Origin of the sequence: Flavobacterium adhaerens (assembly GCF_040045115.1) — a bacterium.
In the GTDB taxonomy this organism is placed as follows: domain Bacteria; phylum Bacteroidota; class Bacteroidia; order Flavobacteriales; family Flavobacteriaceae; genus Flavobacterium; species Flavobacterium adhaerens.
On the sequence record NZ_JBDLZX010000017.1, the window covers coordinates 51760 to 70079 of the forward strand.

General features: G+C 32.7%; 16 protein-coding genes. 5 read left to right on the plus strand and 11 right to left on the minus strand.

All coding sequences use genetic code 11. From position 1 onward, the window contains the following. The first annotated feature begins 32 nt into the window (after positions 1 to 32). Together ABEB18_RS16750 and ABEB18_RS16755 are read left to right on the plus strand one after the other, a co-directional pair. On the plus strand, positions 33 to 989 hold the full coding sequence (locus ABEB18_RS16750; RefSeq protein WP_348800490.1) for a geranylgeranylglycerol-phosphate geranylgeranyltransferase: 957 nt from the start codon (positions 33 to 35) through the stop codon (positions 987 to 989). A 139-nt stretch (positions 990 to 1128) separates the two neighbouring features. After that, positions 1129 to 2037, plus strand: a complete 909-nt coding sequence (locus tag ABEB18_RS16755) for a pseudouridine synthase (RefSeq protein WP_348800491.1) — start codon at positions 1129 to 1131, stop codon at positions 2035 to 2037. 107 nt (positions 2038 to 2144) lie between these two features. Here ABEB18_RS16755 and rodA read toward each other — a convergent pair whose 3' ends face one another. From rodA to purH, 6 genes are read right to left on the minus strand one after another with little or no spacing between them, the layout of a single operon-like run. Continuing rightward, positions 2145 to 3380, minus strand: a complete 1236-nt coding sequence (gene rodA / locus ABEB18_RS16760; RefSeq protein WP_348800492.1) for a rod shape-determining protein RodA — start codon at positions 3378 to 3380, stop codon at positions 2145 to 2147. 16 nt (positions 3381 to 3396) lie between these two features. Further along, complete coding sequence (mrdA, locus tag ABEB18_RS16765) at positions 3397 to 5340, minus strand: penicillin-binding protein 2 (protein ID WP_348800493.1); 1944 nt, start codon at positions 5338 to 5340, stop codon at positions 3397 to 3399. Further along, positions 5337 to 5843, minus strand: a complete 507-nt coding sequence (locus tag ABEB18_RS16770; RefSeq protein WP_348800494.1) for a rod shape-determining protein MreD — start codon at positions 5841 to 5843, stop codon at positions 5337 to 5339. The genes mrdA and ABEB18_RS16770 overlap by 4 nt, the downstream gene beginning before the upstream one ends. Continuing rightward, entirely contained in the window at positions 5836 to 6663 is an 828-nt protein-coding gene (mreC, locus tag ABEB18_RS16775) for a rod shape-determining protein MreC (protein WP_348800495.1), read from the minus strand. The genes ABEB18_RS16770 and mreC overlap by 8 nt, the downstream gene beginning before the upstream one ends. A gap of 54 nt (positions 6664 to 6717) precedes the next feature. Then, positions 6718 to 7746: a rod shape-determining protein gene (locus ABEB18_RS16780; RefSeq protein WP_348800496.1), complete on the minus strand. Its 1029-nt coding sequence runs from the start codon at positions 7744 to 7746 to the stop codon at positions 6718 to 6720. A 54-nt stretch (positions 7747 to 7800) separates the two neighbouring features. After that, entirely contained in the window at positions 7801 to 9327 is a 1527-nt protein-coding gene (gene purH / locus ABEB18_RS16785) for a bifunctional phosphoribosylaminoimidazolecarboxamide formyltransferase/IMP cyclohydrolase (RefSeq protein WP_348800498.1), read from the minus strand. A gap of 164 nt (positions 9328 to 9491) precedes the next feature. Here purH and ABEB18_RS16790 point away from each other — a divergent pair, with 164 nt between their 5' ends. After that, a complete protein-coding gene (locus ABEB18_RS16790; RefSeq protein ID WP_348800499.1) occupies positions 9492 to 10739 on the plus strand; it encodes an ABC transporter permease in 1248 nt (415 codons plus the stop codon). 52 nt (positions 10740 to 10791) lie between these two features. On the opposite strand, the gene accD is transcribed toward ABEB18_RS16790, so the two are convergent. The 3 genes from accD to tamL form a co-directional block, all read right to left on the minus strand. Then, positions 10792 to 11646 carry an acetyl-CoA carboxylase, carboxyltransferase subunit beta gene (accD, locus tag ABEB18_RS16795; protein ID WP_348800500.1) on the minus strand — a complete coding sequence of 285 codons (855 nt, stop codon included), beginning with the start codon at positions 11644 to 11646 and terminating at the stop codon, positions 10792 to 10794. 76 nt (positions 11647 to 11722) lie between these two features. Continuing rightward, positions 11723 to 12790, minus strand: a complete 1068-nt coding sequence (gene fbaA, locus ABEB18_RS16800) for a class II fructose-bisphosphate aldolase (protein WP_348800501.1) — start codon at positions 12788 to 12790, stop codon at positions 11723 to 11725. Between the two features lie 68 nt (positions 12791 to 12858). Next, the gene (gene tamL / locus ABEB18_RS16805; protein ID WP_348800502.1) at positions 12859 to 15483 is read right to left on the minus strand and encodes a translocation and assembly module lipoprotein TamL; all 2625 of its coding nucleotides are present in this window, start codon (positions 15481 to 15483) and stop codon (positions 12859 to 12861) included. Between the two features lie 48 nt (positions 15484 to 15531). Between tamL and ABEB18_RS16810 the strand changes: the two genes are divergently transcribed. After that, positions 15532 to 16254 (plus strand): TrmH family RNA methyltransferase, encoded by a 723-nt coding sequence (locus ABEB18_RS16810; RefSeq protein ID WP_348800503.1) that lies wholly within the window; start codon positions 15532 to 15534, stop codon positions 16252 to 16254. Between the two features lie 16 nt (positions 16255 to 16270). Here ABEB18_RS16810 and porT read toward each other — a convergent pair whose 3' ends face one another. Both porT and ubiE read right to left on the minus strand, forming a co-directional pair. Next, positions 16271 to 16984 (minus strand): type IX secretion/gliding motility protein PorT/SprT, encoded by a 714-nt coding sequence (gene porT, locus ABEB18_RS16815; protein WP_348800504.1) that lies wholly within the window; start codon positions 16982 to 16984, stop codon positions 16271 to 16273. Between the two features lie 21 nt (positions 16985 to 17005). Further along, positions 17006 to 17737 carry a bifunctional demethylmenaquinone methyltransferase/2-methoxy-6-polyprenyl-1,4-benzoquinol methylase UbiE gene (gene ubiE, locus ABEB18_RS16820; RefSeq protein WP_348800505.1) on the minus strand — a complete coding sequence of 244 codons (732 nt, stop codon included), beginning with the start codon at positions 17735 to 17737 and terminating at the stop codon, positions 17006 to 17008. Positions 17738 to 17948: 211 nt separating this feature from the next. On the opposite strand from ubiE, the gene ABEB18_RS16825 reads away from it, so the two are divergent. Continuing rightward, positions 17949 to 18245 (plus strand): hypothetical protein, encoded by a 297-nt coding sequence (locus ABEB18_RS16825; RefSeq protein WP_348800506.1) that lies wholly within the window; start codon positions 17949 to 17951, stop codon positions 18243 to 18245. Positions 18246 to 18320 lie beyond the last annotated feature (75 nt).

The window sequence follows — 18320 nt, forward strand, 5'->3', positions numbered from 1 at the left end:
TTCCATACACGGTCTAAATTTAAGTGTTTCCTATGTTAAGCAGACAGCATAAGCTTTTTGTAATGAAAATGATCAGTTTATTTTCTGTCGTTAGAGGTTATAATATTCCTATTATAGCTTTAGCTCAATATTTATCGGCTATTTTTATATTGGCTCCAGAGCAAAGAGCCTTGTCTATTTTGTTAGATTTTCAACTCTTTATTATTGTATTGGCTTCTAGTTTAACTATCGCTTCGGGTTATATAATTAATAATTTTTATGACAGTCAAAAAGATTTAATTAATCGTCCTAATAAATCAAAATTGGATCGGTTGGTAAGTCAAAAAACAAAATTGCAAGTTTATTTTAGCCTTAACTTTTTTGTGGCTTTAATCGCTTTTTTTGTTTCGTTTAGAGCAGTTTTATTCTACTCGTCGTATATTTTCTTAATATGGTTTTATTCTCATAAAATAAAAAAATACCCGATTATAGGGAATTTAATGGCAGCATTATTGGCTGTTCTTCCTTTTTTTGGAATCCTTTTATATTATTTTTTAAAAATGCCGTTATACGAATTAGAAAGTAATGGTGGTAAACTAGCGGTAATATTTTCTCATGGTGCTTTTTTGTTTTTGCTAATTCTAATTCGTGAAATGATTAAGGATTTAGAGAACCTCAAAGGCGATTTTGCCAATGATTACAAAACAATTCCAATTATCTTCGGAGAAGAGACTTCTAAAAAAATAATTACAGGTTTGACTTTGATGACTGTTGTGCCTGTTTATTTTTTAATCAATGTTTATGATGTAGGTTATATGGATATTTACTTTTATTTTGGTTTTATAGTTTTGATTTTGTTTTTGTTATATCTTTGGAAATGGCAAACCAAAGAGCAATACGTTCTTCTTCATAACGTACTTAAATTTTTAATTGTTGCAGGGGTTTTTTGTATTGTGCTTATCAATCCTAGTGTTTTGTGGCACGGTAAAAAAGTATTAATGTCGATTTAAAATTTAATAAAAATATTTCTTCAAAAAAGCCCAAAAATCTGTTAGAAAGTGCTAGCGGTTAGGTAGTTGTTTTTTCTATTTATCAAAAATCGTTTGCCAATTATATAAATAGTATCTTTGCACCAAATTATAGAACATTATGAATAATAAGGAAGGCAATAATAAGAGAAATGGTGGAAGAACAAATAGTTCTAGGCCAAGTTCTAATAAGCCAAAACCTGCACTGCCAAAAAGAGCTCAGGGGCCAAAAAAAGCAAAAGCAAATCCTAAATTAGCAGATGAAAATGCTAATAAAGTTGCCAAAAAGCCAAATCAAGCTCCGAAGAGAATTAAAGCAAAAGATGAAATGCGTTTGAACAAGTACATTTCAAACTCAGGAACTTGCTCTAGACGCGATGCTGATATTTATATTCAATCAGGAAATGTAAAAGTAAATGGTGTTCCAGTTACTGAAATGGGTTATTTAGTAAAACCTGGTGACGTTGTTAACTTTGATGGTGTCGTTATCACCCCAGAAAAAAAAGTATATATCTTATTGAATAAGCCTAAAAATTTTACAACTGCACTAGACGAAGGTCAAGAGTATCGTAACGTTTTAGAATTGGTAAAAGGTTCTACAACGGCTAAAATTGGACCAATAGGCAGAATGGATAAAAACACAACAGGTTTGTTGGTATTTACCAATGATACAGACATGATTCGTAAATTTAGTTTGCCAAATCAAAAGTCATTCAAAATTTATCAAGTTTCTTTAGATAAAAATTTAAAGTTTGAAGATTTAGAAAAAATAGGCAAAGGGTTAATGATTGAAGGACATCGAGTTGTTATTGATGAAGTGAGTTATATTGATGGAGAGGCAAAAAGCGAAATAGGGATTAAGCTAAAGAGTTCAAATATAAAAGTAGTTCGTGCTATATTTGAAAATTTTCAATATAATGTTCTACGAGTTGATCGTGTTGCTTTTGCAGGTTTAACCAAGAAAAATTTACCTCGTGGGAATTGGAGATTGCTTACAGATCAGGAAATCATTAATTTGAAAAATATGTAGTTTTCAAAGAAAATTATCATTCTAAAAATCCCTTAGTAATTCAAAATTGCTAAGGGATTTTTGTTTAGAGTAATTATCCAAAAGGATAAGAGTTTTGAAACGTAGTGCTACCACTCATTTACTTTATTCGCATCCATTTTGATAAAAATGAACAATAAGATTGTGAATCCCCAAAGTCCCGAACCACCGTATGAAAAGAATGGTAATGGTACCCCAATTGTTGGGAATATCCCAACGACCATTGCGATATTTACAAAAAAGTGAATGAATAAAATTCCAGCCACACAATAGCCATATACGCGACTAAATTTTGTTTTTTGTCTTTCGGCTAAGTAAATTATTCTCAAAAATAAAGCAGTAAAAAGGCCAATTACAACCAATGATCCTACAAATCCCCATTCTTCACCAACTGTTGTAAAAATATAATCGGTATGTTGTTCAGGAACAAATCCTCCTTTGGTTTGAGTGCCTTCTAGAAATCCTTTACCAAACCACCCGCCCGATCCAATTGCAATTTCAGATTGGTTGGTGTTATATCCAATCCCTTTCATATCGACTTCTTTTCCTAGCAAAATATTGAAACGATCGCGGTGATGTTGTTTGAAAATATTTGTAAAAACATAATTCACAGATAAAACAAAACCCGATATGAGTGTGAATATAATTCCACTTAGTACAACATTTCTATCAGCCAATCTCGATCGATAATGGACCAAAATAATAACCAAAAGAGCCATTAAAATTACATATTGCGGTTCTAGAACTAGCGTTAGCATAAAGAGTAAAATAGCTATAAAGCCTGTCCATACGTACCAAGCCGAAAGTCCTTCTCGATACAAAATGATAATAAAAACACTATAAATTAAAGCACTTCCAGGGTCTGGTTGCGGTAAAATGAGCAAGACTGGCAAAAAGACAATAGCTAATGCTTGAATTTGTCTATTGGTTTCTTTTAAGTTAATCTGTGTGTCACTTAAGTATTTTGCAATTGCCAAAGAAGTGGCTGCTTTTGCAAATTCTGATGGTTGTAGTGTAAAACTTCCAAAGCCATACCAGCAACGCTGACCCGCAATGGTCTTTCCGAAAACAAACAAACCAGCCAATGAAATGAGTGATATTACAAAAATAATACTGGCATATTTTTCATAAAATTTACCATCAATGTAGAGTAAAATAAAAATCATAGGAATAGCCAATGCAATAAATATAGCCTGCTTTTCCGAAGTCCCATCAGTAGAGGATAACGAAGAGGAATAAATATTTAGCCAACCTAAAACCACAAGTAATACATAGATAATGATACATATCCAATCAATATTACTTGATAAACTTTGATTTTTCATTTGATATGAATATTATTTATTGTTTTGTTTTTGTTGTGTCTTTTGTTACAGCTACAGGTTTAGGTTTCAATTTGCTTTGTTTTATAGAATCCTGTATTCTCATTTGTTCTTTTACTTCAGGCGAAAGGCCTCCCAATATAGCATAACGACTTTGCAAACTGGTATTGAGTACTCTAGTTTCTAAATCGGTTCTTGTGATTTTCTTTTTAAGGTATTTTTCAATCATCAAACTGGCAATAGGCCCTGCAATTGTTGCCCCAAAACCTCCATTTTCGACCATAACAGCAATGGCAATTTTAGGATCATCCTTAGGGGCAAATGCCACAAAAATAGAATGGTCTTTTAATTGTACTCTTTTTCCGTCTATTTTTGCAAAATTTTCAGCTGTACCCGTTTTTCCACAAATATCAATTCCTTCAACTCTCAATGCATAGGCAGTACCTTTATTGTAAACATCAAATAATCCGCTAATTATGGGTGGAAAATATTTTTGATCTATAGTGGTAACATGTTTAGTTGTGAATTTTTGATCGATTTGTTCTCCTTTTATTTTTTTGATGATGTGAGGCGTATAGTAATATCCGTGGTTGGCTATCGTAGCCATCATATTGGCTAATTGAATTGGTGTCAACAAGACTTCTCCCTGTCCAATAGCATTTGAAATAATCGTTTTTCCGCTATATCCCCAACCAGGATACATTCTTTTATAGGTTTTTGATGTTGGTATTTTACCTCTTCTGCCTATAGGTAAATCGTATCCCATAAATTGACCCAATCCAAAACTTCTAATATGATTGCTCCAAACATCTACCGCGTAGGGAGTACTTTTGTATTTACCTATTGTTTTTAAATAGGTATTCGAGAAGTAAGCATTACAGGATTTGTAAATACCAACATGTAAATCTAGATTTCCTCCTCCGCAATGACATCCTTGAAATCGACCTGGGGCATAATAAAATCCACCATGACAAGCAAAAGTTGTTTCTTCTTGTATAACTCCTTCTTGTAAACCAACAAGTCCTGTCAGAATTTTGAAAGGAGAACCAGGAGGATATTCGGCAAGTAATCCTCTATCGTAAAGTGGTTTCGCAATAGAATCACGATATAATTTGGTGTAATTTTTAGAGCGTTGTCTCCCTACCAGAATTCCAGGATCATAAGATGGAGCTGTAACCAAGGCTAAAATCTCACCTGTTTTAGGTTCAATCGCTACAATTCCACCTCGTTTATTAATCATTAATTGTTCGCCATATTTTTGAATTTCGGCATCAATCGTAAGGTTGATATCTTCTCCAGGAACAGCAATAGTGTCATATTTTCCGTCTTTGTACGATCCGATTTCACGATTAAATTTGTCTTTTTGAAAGTATTTTACCCCTTTTATACCGCGAAGAACTTTCTCGTAGTTCTGCTCAACACCTTGCATTCCAATTAAATCCCCACTTTTGTAATAATGGTTTTTTTCGATAATTTTATCATCAACCTCTCTTATAAAACCAAAAATATTGGCTCCAAAATTTACTTCGTAATCACGTAAAGAACGTTTTTGAAAATAAAAGCCTTCGAACTTTCGGATTTTTTCTTGGAAAGCTGCAAATTCAGTTTTGTTCAACTGAGCCATAAATACAGATGGCAATCTAGGGCTATACACCTTAGCTTTTTCTATTTTTTTAATAAAATCTTCTTTAGTGATGTTTAGCAATTTGCAAAACTGTAATGTGTCCGTATTTTTAAGTTCCCTAGGAATTACCATGATGTCGTATGAGGGTTGGTTTGCAACCAATAGTACTCCATTTCGATCATAAATATAACCTCTCTCTGGATAATCATATTTTATTTTTATTGCATTATTTTCTGATTTTAGTTTAAACGAATCATCAATAATTTGCAAGTAAAAGACACGTATGATTAACAAAGATGCACCAATTATAATTAAAGCTGGTAACAAGACTTTTCTCATCGTTTATTTGGCTTTATGAGGTAGATTAAAATAATACAGATTAAAATAGTAAATATTGTACTTAGTACGATTCTAATTAAAATGTCTAAAAGAAAATAAATTTGAAACGATTCTAATAAAAACAACACTATGTTGTGAGTACTAACCGATAATAAGATAAAGGAGAATCGTTCGGGAGTTAGTACATCATTTAGTTTAATGGTTTGGTATTCATAACTTAAACCAAATGAAAATTTAAAAAAGAAAGGCCTAAGATAGGCTAGAAGTACACAAGCTGTGGCATGAACTCCTCCTGAATTGCAAAACAAGTCCATTATCAATCCCAATGCAAAACTAGCTAGTAAGAGGTTTGCTTTATTACCGTTTACAGGGTATAGAATGATAAAAAGAATGTATGGGAATGCAGTTATATAACCTCCCAAATTCATATTGTTAAAAACTAGAATTTGGAGTGCTAATAAAAGTATAAAACGAAAAGTATTCACTAATAGAGTGCTATTCATCTTTTCCCAGTTTTTCTAAATTTTTAATTTCTTCGCTATACTCAGTTTTTATAATATAGACATGTCCTAAATTAGTCATATCGTTGAATAATTTTACATTTATAACGTAATAATGATTTTTGTTATCAGGAATAGATATTTTATCAATAATACCAATTCCAATGTTTTCTGGGAAAATTACTGATTGCCCACCAGTTACAATGGTATCACCTTTTTTGATGGTCGCTAGTCGAGGCACATCTATTAATTGTACAAAACCAGTATTTTTTCCATTCCAAGTTAATGTTCCAAAATGGTTAGAATGTTTGATTTTTGCATTTATCTGAGATTTGGTATTTAATATACTGATAACTGTCGAATAGTTTTTGGAAACATTATCAATAATACCTACAATTCCTAAGCTGTTAATTACTCCCATATCTGGTTTTACACCATCTTTGGCACCTGAATTTAACGTTAAGAAATTCTCATAGACGTTAAAAGAATTGTGGATTACTTTGGAAACCTCAATATCATTAGGAAGCACACCTTTTAGACTGTCTAAATTTGGAATTTCGGTAGAATCTTTAGTGTTGAATAGTAAACTTTTTAAGTTAGCATTCTCTCTTGCTAATTCTTCGTTTTGTTCACGCAAATGAAGGTATTCTTCTATCGAATTTATTTTTTCATAAACGCCCCCACTCAAAAAATTGGCAGAACTGATAATTCTACTTTTATGAAAAGAGTGTGATTGAATTGTAAGAGATAATGATATACCCAAAAGCAGCAAAAACAGTATACGATTACTGTTTTTTATTATAAATGAAAATATTTGCTGCATTTTTAAACGGTATAATAAAAGTTAAATAATTATAGAAATAAGTAAATCAAAGGTTTACTTTATTAGTATATTTTTAAATTTTGAAATATTTTTAAGAGCCATTCCAGTTCCTCGTACAACTGCTCTTAAAGGATCCTCTGCGATATAGACAGGTAAATCTGTTTTTTGGGAAATTCTTTTATCAAGTCCTCTTAACATTGATCCTCCACCAGCTAGATAAATACCAGTATTGTAAATGTCGGCTGCTAATTCTGGAGGAGTTTGAGATAGTGTTTCCATAACAGCATCTTCAATTCGCTGAATTGATTTGTCTAATGCTTTTGCAATTTCTCTATAAGAAACCTCTACTTGTTTTGGTTTACCGGTCAATAAATCTCTACCTTGAACAGACATATCCTCTGGTGGAGTTTCTAAATTTTCGATAGCGGCTCCAATTTGTATTTTTATTTTTTCAGCGGTACTTTCTCCAACAAACAAGTTGTGTTGTGTACGCATATAGTAAACAATATCATTGGTAAAAACATCACCAGCAATTTTTACTGATTTGTCACAAACAATACCTCCTAGAGCAATTACCGCAATCTCTGTGGTACCTCCACCGATATCTACAATCATATTTCCTTTTGGTTGCATAATATCGATACCAATACCAATTGCTGCAGCCATAGGCTCATGAATCAAATACACTTCTTTTCCGTTAACTCTTTCACAAGATTCTTTTACAGCACGCATTTCAACTTCGGTAATTCCAGAAGGGATACAAACCACCATTCTAAGTGCTGGTGTAAACATTCTTTTTTTCAATGCTGGTATGCTTTTGATGAACATATTGATCATCTTTTCTGAGGCATCAAAATCAGCAATTACCCCATCCTTTAATGGCCTAATTGTTTTAATGTTTTCATGTGTTTTACCTTGCATCATATTGGCTTCCTTGCCTACTGCAATAATTTTGCCTGATATTCTATCACGCGCAACTATTGATGGACTGTCAATTACGACCTTGTCATTGTGAATGATTAAAGTGTTTGCTGTACCAAGGTCTATCGCAATATCCTCGGTCATGAAATCAAAAAATCCCATATGCCTATTAGGGGTTAAAAAGTTATAAATAATTTACGCACAAAGTTAAACAAATTAATGTTTAAAATGACGAGTTCCAGTAAATACCATTGCAAGATTATTTTCGTTGCAATAATTGATACTCAATTCGTCTTTGATTGATCCTCCTGGTTGAATGACAGCTGTAATTCCAGCTTTTTTTGCCAATTCTACACAGTCTGGAAATGGGAAAAACGCATCACTAGCCATTGAAGCTCCTTCTAAACTAAATCCAAATGCTTTGGCTTTTTCAACAGCTTGCATCAAAGCATCAACTCTTGAAGTTTGACCTGTACCTGAAGATATTAATGTTCCGTTTTTTGCAAATACAATCGTGTTTGATTTAGTGTTTTTACAAACTTTAGAAGCAAAAATCAAATCTTCGATCTCTTGTTCAGTTGGTGCAGTATTTGTAACGGTTTTTAGGTCTGCTTTAGTATCTGTAATGTTGTTTCTTTCTTGAATTAACAATCCGTTAAGACAAGTTCTTACTTGTTTTTGAGGTAGCTCTACCTCGTTTTGAATTAAAATAATTCTGTTTTTCTTTTCTTGTAAAATTGCAACTGCTTCTGCATCATAAGAAGGGGCAATTACTACTTCACAAAATAATTTGTTGATCTCATTAGCAGTGGCAACATCAATGTTAGTGTTAGCAATTAATACTCCTCCAAAAGCAGATGTTGGATCGCAAGCCAATGCAACAAGATAAGCTTCGCAAATGGTTTTTCTAGTGGCTAATCCGCAAGCGTTGTTGTGTTTTAAAATTGCAAAAGTAGGATCGTCATTTTTAAATTCATGAATTAAGTTTACTGCAGCGTCAACATCCAATAGGTTGTTGTATGATAATTCTTTTCCGTGAACTTTGGTAAACATTGCTTCAAAATCCCCAAAATAGAATCCTTTTTGATGTGGGTTTTCTCCGTAACGAAGTACTTGACCGTTTGCAATACTTGCTTTATAGATGGTTTCGTCAGTGTTGAAGTAATTAAAAATGGCTCCATCATAGTGAGAGGAAACATGAAAAGCTTTTGTAGCTAATAACTTTCTGTCTTCTAATGTTGTGGCTCCATTTTGAGAACTAATCATGTCTAAGAATAATCCGTACTGATCCATAGATGCTACAATTGCAGTGTCTTTGAAGTTTTTTGCAGCGGCACGAATCAATGAAATTCCACCAATATCTATTTTTTCAATAATATCTGCTTCGCTAGCTCCAGAAGCAACTGTTTTTTCAAACGGATACAAATCCACAATAACCAAGTCAATCTGAGGAATGTCATATTCCTTCATTTGTTGTACATCGCTTTCGTTGTCTTGACGGTTTAAGATACCTCCAAAAACTTTAGGGTGTAATGTTTTTACTCTTCCACCAAGTATAGATGGGTAAGATGTAACATCTTCAACTGGAATAACAGGAATTCCTAAGTTTTTAATAAATTCTTCTGTTCCGCCTGTAGAATAAAAAACTACATTTTGTTCGTGTAATTTTTTAACAATTGGCTCAAGACCTTCTTTTGAAAAGACTGAAATTAATGCTGATTGAATTGTTTTTGTTGTGCTCATGGAGTAGTTATAATTTTAAAGTGCAAAAGTAGTTTTTTTTGATAATATAATTCAATAAAAAAGATGTAACAATCTCTTAAAATATCATACCTATTGTTAAATGATTTTTTTGTTTTTTTTGAAATAAATATATTGGGTTTTATTGAAATACAAATTTTTAAAGTATGCTAGTTTATCTGCGATTGTTGAAGGAGAGTTTTACCTTTGCGATGAATGCATTGCGAAGTAATAAATTAAGAACATTGCTTTCCTTGTTGGGAGTTACTATTGGGATTTTCTCAATAATTGCAGTACTTGCGGCGGTAGATTCTTTGGATAGAAAAATTTCTGAAGATTTGAGCAATATGGATAAAAACACCATTTATCTTCTAAAATCTCCTTTCGGGCCTTCAGATGTTCCAATGTGGAAGAGAGAGCAATTTCCCAATGTAAAATACTCGGAATATATTTATTTGAAAAATGCCATGACACATACCGATCAATTGGCTTATCGAATTTTTACCCGAAGCGAATCTCTGAAATACGAATCTAATGTTGTGAGTACGGTACAAATTTTTCCGGTTTCTCATGAATTTATCGATATTGAAGGTTTAGAATTTGAAGAAGGTAGGTTTTACAACGAATCTGAAGCCAATTCGGGTGCATCTGTTATTGTTCTTGGGGCTGAAGTAGCAAAATCACTTTTTGAAGATGCTGATGCGATTGGGAAAAGTATCCGATTGTACGGACAGCGATTTACCGTTATTGGCGTTTTGAAAAAAGAGGGGTCGATGTTTGGAGGAAGTAATGATTCTGCTGCTTATATTCCGGTGAATTTTGTTCGAAGACTCTACGGGGACAATAATCCGAATTTAACAAATGTGATTGTTTTTAAACCTGAAAAGGGAGTCGATATGGAAGAATATAAAGGTGAAATTGCTCAAAAACTTAGAAATTTTAGAGGACTAAAAGCTGGCGAAATCGACAATTTTTTTATTAATGTTTTTGGAGGATTTTTAGAAATTATAGATCAGTTTTTGGGGACTTTGCGTTTAGGTGGAATTTGTATTAGTTGTTTTGCATTTTTGGTGGGAGGTTTTGGTGTAGCCAATATTATGTTTGTCTCTGTTAAAGAGCGAACAAATTTAATAGGGATACAGAAATCGTTAGGCGCCAAAAATCGTTTTATTTTATTTCAATTTTTATTTGAAGCTATTATTCTTTGTGTAATCGGCGGAATTATAGGGTTGTTTATAGTTTGGGTTATTGCTATGATACTTTCTAAGGCATTAGATTTTGAATTTGTTTTGAGTTTGGGGAATATTTTGATCGGAGGCGGGTTGTCAATAATAGTTGGAGTGCTTTCGGGAATTATTCCAGCAATTTCGGCATCAAAATTAGATCCTGTAGAAGCAATCCGTACAGGAATGTAATAGTTGTTGATGTAGGTATAAAAAAATATCCCGAACTCTTCGGGATATTTTTTTATCTAATAGGATTGTTTTGGATTAAATCTATATATAAATTGATTTTATCTTTCAATTCTTTTCTTGGTGTTATGAAGTCAAGAAAACCATGTTCAAGTAAGAATTCTGCAGTTTGAAAGCCTTCAGGTAAATCTTTACCTGTTGTATCTCGTACTACACGTGGTCCGGCGAATCCAATTAACGCACCTGGTTCAGAGATGTTAATATCTCCTAACATTGCATAAGAAGCTGTTGTTCCTCCAGTAGTTGGATCTGTACATAACGAAATGTATGGTAATTTTGCTTTAGAAAGTTGCGCTAGTTTTACAGATGTTTTGGCTAATTGCATTAATGAATAAGCAGCTTCCATCATTCTGGCTCCTCCTGATTTAGAAATCATTACAAAAGGTAATTTGTGTGCGATTGCGTAATCAATACCTCTGGCAATTTTTTCTCCAACTACTGCTCCCATCGATCCGCCAATAAAAGCGAAATCCATACAGCAAATTACAACGTCTTTCCCTTTAGATTTACCAACTCCTGTGCGTACAGCATCTTTAAGGTTTGTTTTTTCCATTACTTCTTTAAGACGGTCTGCGTATTTTTTTGTGTCCACAAAATTTAGAGGGTCTTTTGCTGTAATGTTTTTATCTAATTCGACAAATTCGTTATTGTCGAATAAAATTTCAAAATAAGCCTCGCTCCCTATTCTAACATGGAAACCATCTTCGGGACTTACAAATAAATTACGAGCTAATTCATCAGCATCTATAATTTTTCCTGTCGGAGATTTGTACCAAAGCCCTTTTGGGATGTCCATTTTGTCTTCGGTAGCCGTAGTGATTCCTTTTTCTTTTCTTTTAAACCAAGCCATATTTTTTGTTTTTTGTTTGAAATTTAAGGTTTAAAGTTTTTTCTAAAACTTTAAACCTTAAAATCTTAAACTTTTATTATAGTGTATTCACATTGTTTAAGTCAGCAAATGCTTGCTCTAATCTAGCTCCGAAAGTTACTTCTCCTTCACGTAACCATTTTCTTGGATCGTAGTGCTTTTTGTTTGGAGAATCTGGACCTTCTGGGTTTCCGATTTGAGTTTTAAGGTACTCAATGTTGTTTACCATAAAGTCACGAATACCTTCAGTAAATGCAAATTGTAGGTCTGTATCAATATTCATTTTTACCACTCCGTAGCTGATTCCTTCTCTGATTTCTTCTAGAGTAGAACCTGATCCACCGTGGAAAACAAAATCAACAGGGTTGTTTCCAGTGTTGAATTTTGCTTGTACGTAATCCTGAGAGTTTTTTAAGATTTTTGGAGTCAATTTTACGTTTCCTGGTTTGTAAACACCGTGAACATTTCCAAAAGCTGCTGCGATAGTGAATTTTGGACTTACTTTAGAAAGTTCTTCGTAAGCATACGCTACTTCTTCAGGTTGTGTGTATAATTTTGAACTATCTACATCAGAATTGTCAACTCCGTCTTCTTCACCACCTGTAATTCCAAGTTCGATTTCAAGAGTCATTCCCATTTTACTCATTCTAGCTAAATAACCTTTGCAGATTTCGATGTTTTCTTCGATTGGTTCTTCAGAAAGATCGATCATATGAGATGAGAATAATGATTTTCCTGTAGCAGCAAAATGCTCTTCAGAAGCGTCTAATAAACCGTCAATCCAAGGTAGCAATTTTTTTGCACAGTGGTCAGTGTGTAAAATAACAGTTGCTCCGTAAGCTTCTGCTAATGTATGGATGTGTTTTGCTCCAGCAATAGCTCCAGCAATAGCTGCTTTTTCTCCAGCGTTAGAAAGTCCTTTTCCAGCATTAAATTGTGCTCCTCCATTAGAAAATTGAATGATAACTGGTGCTTTTAATTTTGCAGCAGTTTCTAAAACTCCATTAATAGTGTCAGATCCTATAACATTTACAGCAGGAAGTGCAAAGCCTTTTTCTTTTGCATAATTAAAGATTTCTTGTACTTGATCGCCTGTAGCTACTCCGGGTTTGATATTGTGTGCCATTGTAAATTTTTTTAATTGTTTTTTAGTTTTTAGATTTTTAGTTTGCAAAAATAAGAATTAATTAGCACTTAGAAAGGGTAATTGATCCCAAAATTAAATACTGAGTTTGCAAAATTATATTGTGTAAACCATCTTTCCCCAGTTTCTTTGGCTGGATTGTATGTTTTAAAGCCCAAATCTAGTCTTACAACAAAGAAACTTAAATCGTATCGAATACCAAATCCTGTTCCTAAAGCGATTTCGCTGAAGTCTTTTATGCTGTCAAATTTGGCTGACTCATAGGTTACGGCGTCTAAAACGTTCCAAATATTTCCTGCATCGGCAAAAAGTGCTCCTCCCCATTTGCCAGCAATAGGGAAACGATATTCGCCACTTATAGCTATTTTCATATTGGCTTCGTTAAAGTCATTTGTAAACGCGCTACTCCCTGGACCTAGATTATAAGGTTGCCAAGCTCTGTTGTCATTGGATCCTCCTGCAAAGTAACTTTTTGAAAACGGAATGCTATTAGAGTTTCCGTAGGGTATTGCAATTCCGAAAAAGGCTCTCATGGCAAATATGCCTGATTTACTGATGTTCCAATGTTTGATATAATCAAATTCGGTTTTGATGTATTCAGAATATTCTAAGTTGAAGATTTCATAATTTCCATTTTCATTTTTAGGAATATTTCCAATGGCAGAAACTGCAGATAGTAATGTTCCTGCAGATTCTATTTTTGTTCTAAAGGTGTAAAAATTATTGTCTTGTAAATCTTTTTTGCTCGTTTTGCTAAAATTGAATGATGTAGCCAAGATAAAATCATTGTCGGTCAATCTTATTCTTTGTTGTTCGATACTGTTTACATTTTGAAAATCATTATCTTCTGGTCTTAAGGTTGTTTGTCCTGTCAAAACATCATTTGTGAATCCAGATGTTCCACTCTCGATAATTAAATTTCCATTTTCATCAATATAGGATGGGTTTGTGTTATAGGTCTGTGCAATATCATTTAAGGCGTCATACGAACTACTATATACATAAAAATAGTTTTGAGGGTTTAAATTTCGAATAAATTGAAAGTTTAGAAGATCCAGACGGCTGGTTGTGTTTCTTTTTGGGGTCCAATTGTATGAAAATGATCCAGTAAAATTTTCTTTGTCTAATCCAATATTCGTTTGCTTGGAGAGCCCGAGGCTGAATACCGTTGAAGGAATCATGCTTTTGGGTATTATTTTTTCTGTTTTTATTGGGAAAAGTACTCTTGGGAAGTTTAATTTTGCGTCTAGTCCATATTCCGAAACGTTAAAAAAGCTATCATTTGAATTAGCAATATCATTTGAAGCACCTATATTTCCTCTGGCCGAAATTTCTAATGTTTCTGCACCATTAAACACGTTTCGGACAGTTTCTGTGATACTTCCTGTGATTCCAAAATCTTCAATATTAGAATGGGTAAAGTCTAAGGTGTATCCGAAACTAAATTTTTTTCTTGGGGTCAAATACACTTTAGCTACCAACGATTGTGCAGTTGTATCCTTCTTATCTACTTCGTATTGGATAGTTGGGTAATTAAATGTTCTTAAATTGTTTAAATATCTTGTGGATAAAACGGTTCTAATGTCTGAAAAAACATCTCCTTTGGTTATAAAAATCGCATCTGTTATGGCGTAAGGTTTGTATTTTATTTTTTGATAACCATACAAAGTTATATTGTTGTGCGAAATACTGTCTTTTATAGGTTTGTTATGGTTAGCTGTAGAATAGTCTGTGTAAACCTTTATGTCGCTAATTTTGTATAACTTAAAAGGTTCGGTTTTTGTAGAGTCATTTTCATAATAAGAATAGTTTTCTACATTTAAAATAACCGATGCTTTGTCTTTTTTGTTTATGGTGTCAATGTCAAAATTGATGTAGTTGGATTGAAAGCGATAAGCACCATGGTTTCTAAAATAAGTAGTAATTTGGTTTTTCTCATTTTCAAAATCTTCGGCCTTAAATTGTTTTCCAGGAATTAAATTTGACTTCGTTTTTTTGTATAGCGAATCTAAAGCAGGGGTTTGGATATTGGTTCTTACAGAATCAATAAAATAAGGGTTTCCTGTGTTTATGGAGTACTTTAATTTAGCTTTTTTAGATTCTAAAGAATCTAATTTGTAAGATGCCTTTACATTGAAGTATCCATTGTCAAAATAATAGCTTCGGAGTCGAAGTAATGATTTTTTACTTTTTATAGTGTCTAATATCACAGGGGCTTCACCTGTATCTTTTAGAAAATTGTGAATGCCAAGATACCAAAAAGAATTTCGAAGCCCCTCGATTTGTTTGGCCGAAAGCCACTTTACTTCTCTATCGTATTTTTTTTTATTGTTTAAATATTTAAGATTAAAAGTAGAGTCTGGATTTGGATTTGCTAGGTTGTAAATGTTTAACAACATTCGGTATCCCAATATGCTACTATTGGGTTGTTGGTACAATTGATCGTAAATGGTTTGGTCTTTTACTAATTTTTCGTTCTCAAAAATTTCATTTTTAGTAAGAAGTAGTTTTCGTTCTGGAACTCTTTTTTCAGAATTACAAGCGTAGAAAATAATACTAATTAGGATAAATAATGATATTTTTGCAACTCGCATTTTCTTCTCGCAAACTATAGATTGCTTTGTGGATATAGCAACACCTTTTTTTGTTTTTAAAGAAAAAAAATCATTATTCATGTAGAGGGGGTCTTGTTATAGAATATTTATTTCAAAAATACATTTTTTATGCTTAGTAAAAACCAAATAAAATTAATATCCAGTTTGCAACAAAAAAAATATCGATTTGCAAATCAATTGTTTTTTGCTGAGGGTGTAAAAGTAATTCAAGAATTAGTAAAATCAAATTTTGAGATGGAACAACTTTATACTACAAAAGATGATTTCAAAGAAATTGCATCACATAAAAAAACAATTATTACTGAAAATGAATTGCAAAAAATTAGTGCTTTAACGACACCCAATACTTGTTTGGCGGTTTTCAAAATCCCTTTTGAAGAAGAAATTATACAATCAGGGCTGATAATCGCACTTGATGCTATTCGTGATCCTGGTAATATGGGAACCATTCTTAGATTGTGTGATTGGTTTGGGGTAAAACAAGTAATTTGTTCTAAAGAAACGGTTGATATTTATAATCCGAAAGTGGTTCAAGCCACAATGGGTTCTATAACTAGAGTAAATGTGGCTTATATAGATTTAGAAAATTATTTGAAAAACACTAAATCTCCAGTTTTTGGAACGTTTATGGATAGTGATAGTGTTTACAAAACAACACTGCCTCAAGATGCTATTATTGTTATGGGAAATGAGGCTAATGGAATTTCAGAAAACATCGAAAAACTGGTCTCAAAAAGAATTACCATTCCTCGTTTTGGAGATCTTCAAATCACCGAAAGCCTGAATGTAGCTACCGCAACCGCTATCATTTTAAGTGAGTTTAGAAGATAGTCTTGAAAATAGAATTTTAATGAAAGGTAAAATTAATTAGAATCGCTCTCGATTTCATCGATTCTATATTACCTGTCCATGGACTGTTGGGGTCATTGTCTCTAATTAATTCATCACCCAATCCAAATTGCCCTCTTATTGATGGTGAAAAAATAAAATATTCTGAGAAAATATCAATTCCAAATCCAATTTCGTAATTGGTTGTCCAAGATTTTACTCTAAATCGATCTTCTTGATTGTCATCTATAGATTTTGCATTACTGGATAAATTCAAATTAGCCGAGAGTCCTCCTAATAAGTATGGACGGATATTTCCTGTTCGCAAAGCCGAAAACTTTAATAATAATGGAAAGTTAATATAGGTGCTATTTACTTCTCGAATGGCGTCACTAGGCGAATTAAATGCTGAATTATTTGGGTAATGCAATATTCTGTCTGAGTAATAAAGTCCAGGTTCGAAACGTAAGTCTAAATACTCTTGTAATCTGAAATTAGTAACTAAACCAACATTAAATCCAGTAGATTTGTCCACTTGGATATCTGGCCCAACAGTTAAGTAGTCTATTTTAAAATCGTAAGAGTTAAACCCGAGGTAAAAACCAAAATAAAGTCTTTTCTTTTGCCAGTTCTCTAAATTGATTATAGGATCCTTACTGAAAATACTCTTAGATATTTGGGAATTTCCTTTTACAGCAATGCTCAATAGAATTAATAGAATTATTTTTTTCATCTTATGCTGAGTATTTCAGTATTATTTTTTTGAAGCCGAATAAATAGTAGCAACACCAAATGTTTGTGGCATAGCTTTTACCATTATAAACCCAGTTTTTCTTAAAATATTGTTTAAGGCTTCTCCGTACGGAAAGGAGGCTGCCGATTCAGATAAATAACCATAGGCAACATCGTCTTTCGAAAATAATTTACCGATTAATGGTAATATGTTTTTACTGTAAAAATTATAGCCTTGTTTGTATGGTGTTTTATCTGGTACCGAAGTTTCTAAAATTACAAAAATACCATTCGGCTTTAATACTCTTAAGATTTCGGTAAGGCCTTTTTCTAGATGTTCAAAATTTCGAACCCCAAAAGCAACGGTTATAGCATCAAAATAGTTGTCTTCAAATGGCATGTTTTCTGAATCGCCTAATACCATTTCGATTCTTTGGGAAAGTTTTTTTTCTTCTATTTTTTTGGTGCCTATCTCTAGCATTCCTGGAGAAATGTCGAGACCAATAATTTTTTCGGCATTGGTTTTGGCCATCAAAATTGCTAAATCTCCAGTTCCAGTTGCAATATCCAAAATAGTTTCAGGATTGGTTTCGGTAACCATTTGCAATACTTTTTTTCTCCATTTAACATCTATACCAAACGAAATTACGCGGTTGAGATTATCATAATTGCCCGAAATGGTATTAAACATTTGCGCAACTTGCTCTTTTTTGGATAAGGTGGAGTCTTTGTAGGGTGTGATTTCTTTTGGCATTTTTTTTATTTGTACAAATATAAGTAAACTGAATAAACTATCAATTGGCTTTTTTTTATCTATAGAATTTTATTCAGAGATGTTTTTGAAAGATTTTACTGTGATTTTACTGAAAAAACTTTGCAAATAATTGAAATATCACTAAAAGTGGGTATTGTGGAAGCTAATTTTATTACTGATGTTTGTACTTTAAAATTTAAATATTTTTTAAATGATTAGACAGGAACTAATGACCCAAATCAAATGGATGCTTCTTGCGCTGTTTATCTCATTTGTTCTTGTATTGTTTTTTGAAGGTACTGTCAGTAGTGGTGGTATTATTTTAAAAGCGCAAAATACGTTCTTAGGATTAAATTTGTTTTTGGAAATTTTAATTTTCTTTACCTTTAGTACCTTTGTGGTATTTGGTACTAAAGGTTTTTTTGAGTTGTACTCTCAAAAAGTATCAAATTATATTGTATTCATCTCAGGTACAATATTGATATTTGTGATTTGTATATTATGTTAACTGATTCTCCGCAAACACACCTAATATTTTTAGTATATTAGCGCTCAAAAAGCAGGGATTATGAACATATTCAGT